The organism is Borrelia hispanica CRI (assembly GCF_000500065.1).
GTDB lineage: Bacteria > Spirochaetota > Spirochaetia > Borreliales > Borreliaceae > Borrelia > Borrelia hispanica.
This window is the reverse complement of the sequence record NZ_AYOU01000141.1, coordinates 1-2,073: the sequence shown is the minus strand read 5'-3', so window position 1 is coordinate 2,073 and position 2,073 is coordinate 1. Positions and strand designations below refer to the sequence as shown.

General features: G+C 27.4%; 3 protein-coding genes. 1 reads left to right on the top strand and 2 read right to left on the bottom strand.

Going from position 1 to position 2,073, the window contains the following annotated elements; translation table 11 throughout:
* Positions 1-339: 339 nt before the first annotated feature.
* Both U880_RS0105950 and U880_RS0105945 read right to left on the bottom strand, forming a co-directional pair.
* Entirely contained in the window at positions 340-756 is a 417-nt protein-coding gene (locus tag U880_RS0105950; RefSeq protein ID WP_024655170.1) for an Mlp family lipoprotein, read from the bottom strand.
* 35 nt (positions 757-791) lie between these two features.
* A complete protein-coding gene (locus tag U880_RS0105945) occupies positions 792-1,409 on the bottom strand; it encodes an Mlp family lipoprotein (RefSeq protein ID WP_024655169.1) in 618 nt (205 codons plus the stop codon).
* 170 nt (positions 1,410-1,579) lie between these two features.
* Between U880_RS0105945 and U880_RS0105940 the strand changes: the two genes are divergently transcribed.
* Positions 1,580-2,073: DUF603 domain-containing protein (locus tag U880_RS0105940; protein ID WP_024655168.1), on the top strand; the 494-nt coding region annotated here is incomplete at its 3' end.

The following is a 2,073-nucleotide window of genomic DNA, read 5'->3' as shown; positions in this document are numbered from 1 at the left end:
CTCTCCATTGTATGCAAAATTTAATGTGTAGGGTATGTATTTTAATCAGAAGGGCTGATATTTAAGGGTGCAGCACAAAATATATAGTAAACTTTGTGGTAGCTTTAACAAATACTTAAAAATTTGCTGTACATTCTTTCTAGTTTTCATTTTAAAGACCCATCTATTTGCAATGAGAGATATCTCTCTTCTTTTTTTAACTTATCTTTCTCTGTTAACTTCAAGTTAACATTTTGTTTACTTTTTCCTTTTTTTAAATCTTTTTAATTATCCTTTTGCTTGTATGAAAATCTGTATACTTTCTTTCTTAAATCTGCATTTTAAATTTTGTTGATGGTTTTATTGATTATTTCCACAAGTGCTATCTGCTTGTTCTGTAAATTTATCTAATTCACCCCCCAAAGCACCCTTTACTACTTGTTTGAATGTATTTTTTTGATTATCTGCATTTTCTCCTGTGCACTTTGCAAGTTCTGATTGAATGTGATCAAGAGCTTCTTTTATTTTAGATTCGTCTGCATTTAAAAATTTATTTAGTTCAGATTCACTACCCAAAGCTTCTTTTAAAAAATCTAGGCCTTTGATTTGACTTTCACTTAACTTTTCTCTTAATGCTTCTTCAGGTGTTTTTTGTGCTTCTACTTGTTGTTTTAAGTCTCTTTTATTTCTGCTCTTAATTCCTTTATTTGTGTTTTTTTCTTGATCACAACTACTCATTAGTAGTAATAAAATCAAAGTAAAATTGGTTATTTTCATATAAAATCTCCTTATGTATTTGTGTTTCTGCTTTGCTAGTTTTTCCAATTTGTTTTAAGTCCAGCTACATGATTGTCTGGATCAAGTAATTCTTTTTTAAGATATTCAAACATTTCGTCATGAGTGTTTTTAGAAGACATGTCATTTAAAACACCTCTAAAAAATTGTTCTATTTCGTTAGTACCATTTCCATATTTATTGTCCTTGGTACAGTCGTTATTATTAACTTGACAATCAATAGCATCACTTATATAAGTGTCAAAGTCTTTATCATTTGCTTTTTCATTTCTTTTTTTGTCTATAAATTCATAAGTCTCTTTAAAAGCATTAACCAATTCTTTTTGTTTTTGAGGTTTATCGTTAAGCCAAGTCCAAAAATTATCACATTTACTTTTGTTATCATTTTGACATCCTTGAATTTGATTTTTTAGCTTTTCAATTACTTTTTCAAATGCATGTTTTAAAGAGTTGAGTTTCTTTTGTTCATCGGCAGTTAGACTAATAACAATTTCTTTTTCCTTTGGTAAGTTATCCAGATCTCTCTTAGATCTACTTTCTGTTTGATTAGCAGTAGATGTTATACTGACTTTATATCCTTTGCAGCAATATAATATTAATGAACTAAAAAGTATTAATCTTATAGGTTTACTCATATAAAATCTCCTTATTTTTAATACATATTTGTGATTTTAAAATATATAGCGATTATTGTTATGTGGTATAACTTATTGTAAATATTTATTGATTTTGTAAAATTGTTATTTTGTTATAGAGTTTATGTTAATCTAAATTAATTTTTGTTAAATTATAAGGTTGAAGAGATATGAATAAAGTAAAAAGAGCATATGAAGATTATGCCATGTATTTTGAAGAAGATCGATTAAGTGATGCTGAAATAGCGAAAGAGCTTTGTGTGTCACGAGCTAATGTATGTAAGATGAGACAAAAATGGGAGATTAGTCAAGATAATCCAAAAGAGTTTGATAGTGATAATAAAATAACCATTTGTAAAACTACTCTTAATAGTGTCTTAGATCGAGTACTTGAAAACAATGCCAAAGCACGTGAGCTTAAAAGTCAATTTAGTATAACGAAAAGTCAACTTGGACTTAAGTTTATGAAGGCATTTAATAATTATTTAGAATTAGAACTTGAGGATTGTATAGAAGAAATAGATCTATTGGAGAGAGAGATTAAAATGATTAAAAATAAAGGAAATAGTAGAGAACTTCAAGATAAGAAGATTAAGCTTAAAGATTTAAAACGTGAGAAAGAAGATAAAACAATGAAGTTATGTTATGAAACAATGAAGAAACT

Bases quoted from the DNA above. Each gene is read 5' to 3' on its own strand.
- U880_RS0105950 (WP_024655170.1), bottom strand. From the start codon at position 756: ATGAAAATAACCAATTTTACTTTGATTTTATTACTACTAATGAGTAGT.
- U880_RS0105945 (WP_024655169.1), bottom strand. From the start codon at position 1,409: ATGAGTAAACCTATAAGATTAATACTTTTTAGTTCATTAATATTATAT.